The following is a 6,703-nucleotide window of genomic DNA, read 5'->3' as shown; positions in this document are numbered from 1 at the left end:
GACCAACCCATGTGAAGCGCCTGTAAGCACTCGGCGGGACTTTGTGTAGAGGTGTTTCCTCGAAAGTAGTACCTTTGTAGGCACTTACTGCGCCCACTACTCCTGCAGTTCGCGCAGATCGACGGCCGCGGCCATGGCGGCATGGCCTGCCTTGTTGGGGTGCAGGTGGTCGCCGTTGTCGTAGGCGGGGTTCAACGTCGTCGGATCGGCCGGGTTGCGCAGCACGGCGTCGAAATCGATCATGCCGTCCACGTCCTGGCGGCTGCGGATCCAGCGGTTGACCTCGCCGCGCATGGCCTCGGTGGCCTCGGTCCAGTAGGGCGTGTTCCTGAACGGCGGCACGGTGCCGATCAGCACCTTCACGCCCTTGGCGCGGGCCTGCTTGATCAGCTGCTGCAGACCATCGGTGATGCGCTCGGCCGTCGCCACCTCATGGTCCGGCGTCGGCCGCCCCGGCAGCACGAACACGCTGCGGCCGATGTCGTTGGTGCCCAGCAGGATCATCACGTGCGTCACGCCGCTCTGCCCGAGCGCATCGCGCGCAAAGCGCGACAGGCCGTTGGGGCCGATGCCGTCGACCAGCAGCCGGTTGCCGCCGATGCCCATGTTCAGCACCGAAACCGCCTGCGCCGCGGCAGGACTGTTGCGCAGGCGCGTGGCGAGCAGTTCGGGGTACGAGCCGTCGCCCGCCTCGCCGCCGCCCGCGGTGATCGAGTCGCCGAAGGCCACCACCGTGCGCACGGGCTGCGTCGCCATCACGTCGAGTCCGGTCACGATGTGGTTCAGCGGCAGGGGCGCGGCATCGTGCAGCCTGGGCGCTGCAACGGCGTTGCCGCCCGCCACCCAGACGGTGCCGGGGGATTGCAGGTGCACGGTTGCAAAGGGCACGGCGCGGTCGAAGAAGGCGCTCACCGCCACCGCCTGCCCGGCGTCGACCTTCAGGTCGGCGCCGTCGCTCCAGGCTTCGGCGCCCGGCGCGATGACCGTGCTTGCGCGCCCACCGAAGCGCAGCTTGCGCAGCGTGGCCGGCGAGACCGCGCCGCCACCGGTGCCCTGGCCCACGCTGGCCTCGGCGATGCGCATAGGTGTCTTGCCGAACCGATTCGAGAAGCGGATGCGAACGCGCTCGCCGCGCAGCGCGGGCTCGACCTGCTGCCGCAGTGTCTGTCCGCGGAACGCATCGCCGCCGGGCCGGGGCGCCGCAGCCGTGAGGAGCGGATTCGCACTGAGTTCGCGGAAATCCACCGGCGCGGCCGCCCATCCGGCCACCCAGTGCGCCTCGGCAGGCTGCTTCGGCCGCGCGTCGGGCTGAACGGCCTGCACGGCCACGGCCACGACGAACAGCAGGCAACCCACTGCGGCCATCCAATGCCGCAGAGCACCTTGGCGAAGAGCGAAGAACCAATGCGAACCCAGTTTCATGCACGCAAAGCGCTTCAGTTTACGAAGCCGCCTTGCCATTGCATGTGACGAGGTCTAGTGCATGGTTACCAAGTGTCTACATAGGGCGACGCGGTTTGCGCAGAGCGCCCCGCGGAGGCGAGTCCGCGCACCAGCCAGGTGCGGGTTTCGGCGGGATCGATCACCGCATCGATCTCGAGCGTCTGCGCCATGTGGATCGCCTCGCCATTGGCGTATTGCTGCGCCACCAGCGTCTTGAACAGCGCGTCGCGCTCGGCGCCCTCGGCCGCCGCCGCCAGCTCCTTGCGATAGCCCAGGCGCACCGCGCCCTCGAGCCCCATCGCGCCGAATTCGCCGGTCGGCCAGGCCACCGTGAACACCGGCGCATCGAAGCCGCCGGCCGTCATGGCCTGCGCGCCCAGGCCGTAGCCCTTGCGCAGCACCACCGCAAAGAAGGGCACGCGCAGGTGCGAGGCCACCATGAACATGCGGCAGACATGGCGCACCTGCGCCTGCGCCTCGATCTCGGGGCCGACCATGAAGCCGGGCGTGTCGCACAGCGAGACGATCGGCAAGCCGTGCGCATTGCACAGCTGCATGAAGCGCGCCGATTTGTCGGCCGCCTCCACGTCGATCGCGCCGCCCAGGTGGTGCGGGTTGTTGGCCATCAGCCCCACCGGCTTGCCCTCGATGCGCGCGAGCGCAGTGACGATGCCGGCGCCGAAGCCCACTCGCAGCTCGAGCAGCGAGCCCGTGTCGGCCACGCCGCGCATCGCGGCGCGCACGTCGTACACGCGCAGCCGGTTCTCGGGCACCACGTGGCGCAGCGCGCGCGGGTCGGCGCATTGCCAGTCGCTCACCGGCCCCTGGAAATACGAAAGGTATTGCTTTGCCGCAGCCACCGCCGCGGCCTCGTCTTCCACCAGGACGTCGATCACGCCGTTGCGCGACTGCACGCTGCTCGGCCCGATCTGCTCGGGCGCGAAGCTGCCGAGCCCGCCGCCCTCGATCATCGCSGGGCCGSYCATGCCGATGTTGSYGYCGCGYGTGGCRATGATSACGTCGGCGCAGCCCAGCAGCGCCGCGTTGCCCGCGAAGCAGCGGCCATGCACGATGCCCACCACCGGCACCTTGCCCGAGAGCGCCGCGAACTGGCTGAAGGTGTGGTTGTTGAGGCCCGCGACGATCGGCATATCGGTATCGCCCGGCCGCCCGCCGCCGCCTTCGGCGAACAGMACCACCGGCAGCTTCAGCTGGTGCGCGATCGACAGCATGCGGTCGGTCTTGTGGTGGTTGCGCATGCCCTGCGTACCGGCCAGCACCGTGTAGTCGTAGGCCAGCACCGCGCAGCGCGAGGCCTCGGGGCCGAACAGCTTCGCGTTGATGCTGCCCAGGCCCGTCACCATGCCGTCGGCCGGCGTGTTGGCGACCAGGTCTTCGAGCGTGCGGCGGCGCGTTTGCGCGGCGATGGCGAGCGCGCCGTATTCGATGAAGTTGCCGGCATCGGCGGCGGTATCGCACAGGTCAGCGATGTTCTCGCGCGCGGTGCGCCCGCCCTGCGCATGCCGCTTGGCCACGGCCGCGCCGCGGTTGGCATCGAGCGTGAAGGCATGGCGGTCGATCACCTTCTGCAGGTCGGGGCGGATCGCATCGAGGTCCTGTTCGGTGCGCGCCTCGGCTGCGGCCGCCTCGGCATCGACCGGCTCCAGCCGCACCAGCGACTGGCCTTCGACGAGGTAGTCGCCGGGTTCGGCCAGCAGCGCAACCACGCGGCCCGCGACCGGCGCGTGCAGCAGGTGCTCCATCTTCATGGCCTCGAGCACGCCGAGCTGCGCACCGGCAGGCAGCACATCGCCCACCGCCACTTCGAACTGCACCAGCTTTGCGGGCATCGGCGCCTTGATCGCCAGGCCGTCCGCATCGTCGTTTTCGATTGCCGCCGCCTGCGCATCGACAGGTGCGATCTTCTTCGCATGCTTTTCAAGCGATGCCGCGGCGGCCAGCAGGTCGCCCAGATGCGCTTCGACGAAGCGCGTGTGCACCGCCTGGCTTGCGAACTCGGGCCGCGCCGCAATGGCGCGCAGCAATGCAATATTGGTCGCGATGCCGTCGATGCGGCATTCGTCCAGCGCGCGCAGCGAGCGGCGCAGCGCGTCGGCAAAACGCGGCGACGGCGAATGCACGATCAGCTTGGCAAGCAGCGTGTCGTAGTGCGGCGATGGCGCAAGGCCTGCATAGCCGTGCGTGTCGACGCGCACGCCGGGCCCGCTCGGCAGGTCGAAGCGCGCGAGCGTGCCGCCCGAGGGCCGTGCGCTGCCATGGGCATCGAGCGTCTCGGCGTTGATGCGCCATTGCACTGCAAACCCGCGCTGCACCGCCGTGCGGCCGGCTTCCACGCCGAGCGCCTTCAAGGACTGGCCGGCTGCCACCGCCATCTGCAGCTGCACGAGATCCAGGCCCGTCACGGCCTCCGTCACCGTGTGCTCGACCTGCAACCGCGGGTTCGCCTCGATGAAGACGAAAGGGAGCGTGGGCGACTGTGCATCGACGAGGAATTCGAAGGTGCCCAGGCTGCGGTAGCCCGCGGCCTGGGCCATGCGCAGCGCGGCCTGCGTGATGGACGTGCGCAGCGCATCGGGCAGCGAGGGGCTCGGCGCGATCTCCACCAGCTTCTGGAAACGCCGCTGCAGGGTGCACTCGCGCTCGCCGAGGCTGGCCACGGCCTGGCCGTCGCCGAGCACCTGAATTTCGATATGGCGCGCATTGCGCATCAGGCGCTCCACGTACACGCCTTCGACGCCGAAGGCCGCCTTGGCCTCGGACATGCAGCGCGCATGTGCTTCGGAGAGTTCGTCCGCATTCATGACAGCGCGCATGCCGCGCCCGCCACCGCCGCCGATGGCCTTGATCATCACGCCCGCGGCGCCCTGCGCCTGCTGCTCGGCAAAGAAGGTCTGCGCCTGCGCGAGCGTCACGGCGCCGGCGCTGCCGGGCATCACGGGAACGTCGCACTGGGTGGCGAGTGCGCGTGCACGCGCCTTGTCGCCGAACAGCGCCAGCTGCTCGGGTGCGGGGCCGATGAAGACCAGCCCCGCCTCCGCGCAGGCCTCTGCAAAGTCCGCGCGTTCGCTCAGGAAGCCGTAGCCGGGATGCACCGCGTCGCAGCCCTGCGCCTTTGCTACGCCGATCAGCGCGGCAACATCGAGGTAGGCCGAGGGCCCGGCCGCATCGAGCGCGACGGCCACGTCGGCCAGCTGCACATGCAATGCCGAGGCATCGTCGCGCGCATGCACCGCCACGCTCGCAATGCCGAGGTCGCGCAGCGCACGCACCAGGCGCACCGCGATCTCTCCGCGGTTGGCAATCAGGACTTTGGAGAACAAGGGAGGACCTTTCAGGCTTTGTCTTTCAGCAGGCGCCGCAGCACCTTGCCGGCACCGGTGGTCGGCAAGGCATCGATGAAGCTCACGGCGCGCGGCGCCTTGTAGCTGGCCATGTTGTCGCGCGACCAGGCGATGAGCGCATCGGCCTCGAGCGCCGCGCCGGGCTTGCGCACGATGAAGGCCTTGACGACCTCGCCCTTCTCGGCATCGGGCTGCGCAATGACCGCGGCCTGGGCCACCGCGGGATGCTTGATGAGGATGGTCTCGACCTCCTCGGGGAACACGCTGTAGCCCGAGACCTTGATCATCTCCTTGAAGCGGCCGATGAAGGTCAGGTAGCCGTCGGCATCGAGCTTGCCCATGTCGCCGGTGTGCACCCATCCATTGCGCAGCGTGGCCGCTGTGGCCTCGGGCTTGTTCCAGTAGCCCTTGAAGGAGCCGGGGCTCGCGAGCACGATCTCGCCGACCTCGCCCGCGGGCAGGTCGRCTTGCGTGTCGGGATCAATGATGCGGATGCGCACGCCCGGCACCGCAACGCCCTGGGTGCCCCAGCGCGGCGCATGGTGCGGCGTGTAGGTGTCGCAGGTGTGGGTTTCGCTGAGCCCGTAGGCGGCCTCGAACGACGTGCAGTTGGGCGCATGCGCGCGCCACTGCGCGGCCAGCGGCTCGGTGAAGGCGATGCCGAAGCTCGTGACCGGATTGCGCCGCAGGCTCGAGAGGTCGAAGCCCGCGATGTCCGGCACCTGCATGCAGGCCACGTTCATCGGCGCGATGCTGTACCACCAGCTCACCTTGTAGCGCGCAATGGCCTGCAGCACCGCGCGCGGATCAAAGCGGTGCAGCAGCACCGAGGCCGCGCCGCTGAGCACCGGCACGTTCACGCCCATCAGCATGCCGGCGATGTGATAGAGCGGCGCAATGGAAAGCAGCACGTCGTCGCCGGCCACGCCGTTGCAGTCGGCCGCCGCGCGGGTCTTGAAGAGCGCATTGCCGTAGCTCAGCATCGCGCCCTTGGGCAGGCCTGTGGTGCCGGAGGTGTAGGTCATGAGCGCCACGTCGTCGAGGTCGATGGCCACCGGCTGCGGCACCGCGCCGCCCTGCATCACGGCCAGGAAGTCTTCGCATCCTTCGGGCACGCTGCGCGGGGCGCCGCGCTCGGCGAGCAGTTCGGCGGGAAGGTCGGGCACGGGCTCTTCGGGCAGCAGGTCGGCGTAGTGCACCACGAACACATGCGCGAGCGCGCTCTGCGGCTGCACCTTGCGCACCACCGGCAGCAGCGGCGCGGCGGCGACGATCACGCGCGCCTGCAGGTCGTTGACCTGGTAGGCCAGCTCATGCTCCTTGTTGAGCGGGCTGCCCGGGCAGACGATGGCGCCGATCTTCTGGATGCCGAAATGCGCGACCAGGTACTGCGGGCAGTTGTTGAGGAACAGCACCACCGGCTCGCCCTTCTTCACGCCGATGGCCTGCAGCCGCGCCGCGAAGGCGTCGCTCGCGCGGTCGAGCTGCGCCCAGCTCATGGCGTGGCCGTACCAGAGGCAGGCCGGGCGTTCGCCGCGCTCGCGCGCATGGGCGCGCAGGTATTCGTGCAGGGGCTGTTGCGGACGGTCGGGCAATGTCTCCATGGCGTCACTTTCTCAGGGTTATCGATAGCCGGCTGCAGGAGCCAAGCGCTTGCCAATGGGTGCATGGTGCACCAACAATCCTACCCATGGGTATAACTTCCGCGACACGGCACAAACCCTCTGGCAAGGCCGAAACCTCGGCCGCCGCCACGGCACAGCCGCACCTGCCCCAGGGCACCGGGCGCCAGCGCGCGGCCACGCAGGGCACCGACCTGCAGCGCGAGCGCATCCTGCAGGCCGCGGCGCAGCCCTTTGCGGCGCAGGGCYATGCCAACACCACCATGGCGCAGATCG

Annotated in this window: 3 protein-coding genes and 1 pseudogene; 1 reads left to right on the top strand and 3 read right to left on the bottom strand. The window is 69.5% G+C overall.

Going from position 1 to position 6,703, the window contains the following annotated elements:
* Window positions 1-96: 96 nt before the first annotated feature.
* From AC1DOC_RS13455 to AC1DOC_RS13445, 3 genes are all read right to left on the bottom strand, one after another.
* On the bottom strand, window positions 97-1,365 hold the full coding sequence (locus AC1DOC_RS13455) for a GDSL-type esterase/lipase family protein (RefSeq protein WP_018907338.1): 1,269 nt from the start codon (window positions 1,363-1,365) through the stop codon (window positions 97-99).
* 122 nt (window positions 1,366-1,487) lie between these two features.
* Window positions 1,488-4,784: a carboxyl transferase domain-containing protein gene (locus tag AC1DOC_RS13450; RefSeq protein WP_478129918.1), complete on the bottom strand. Its 3,297-nt coding sequence runs from the start codon at window positions 4,782-4,784 to the stop codon at window positions 1,488-1,490.
* Between the two features lie 11 nt (window positions 4,785-4,795).
* A complete protein-coding gene (locus AC1DOC_RS13445) occupies window positions 4,796-6,409 on the bottom strand; it encodes an AMP-binding protein (protein ID WP_478129917.1) in 1,614 nt (537 codons plus the stop codon).
* An 86-nt stretch (window positions 6,410-6,495) separates the two neighbouring features.
* Between AC1DOC_RS13445 and AC1DOC_RS13440 the strand changes: the two are divergent.
* A pseudogene (locus AC1DOC_RS13440) lies at window positions 6,496-6,703 on the top strand (TetR/AcrR family transcriptional regulator); the annotation flags it as partial.

This window comes from Variovorax sp. 01T439_2 (assembly GCF_056398445.1).
The sequence above is the reverse complement of the archived record's forward strand: the minus strand, read 5'-3'. Positions and strand labels throughout refer to the sequence as shown.

Coding starts and splice junctions, on each gene's coding strand:
- AC1DOC_RS13455 (WP_018907338.1), bottom strand. CDS start 1,365: ATGGCCGCAGTGGGTTGCCTGCTGTTCGTCGTGGCCGTGGCCGTGCAG.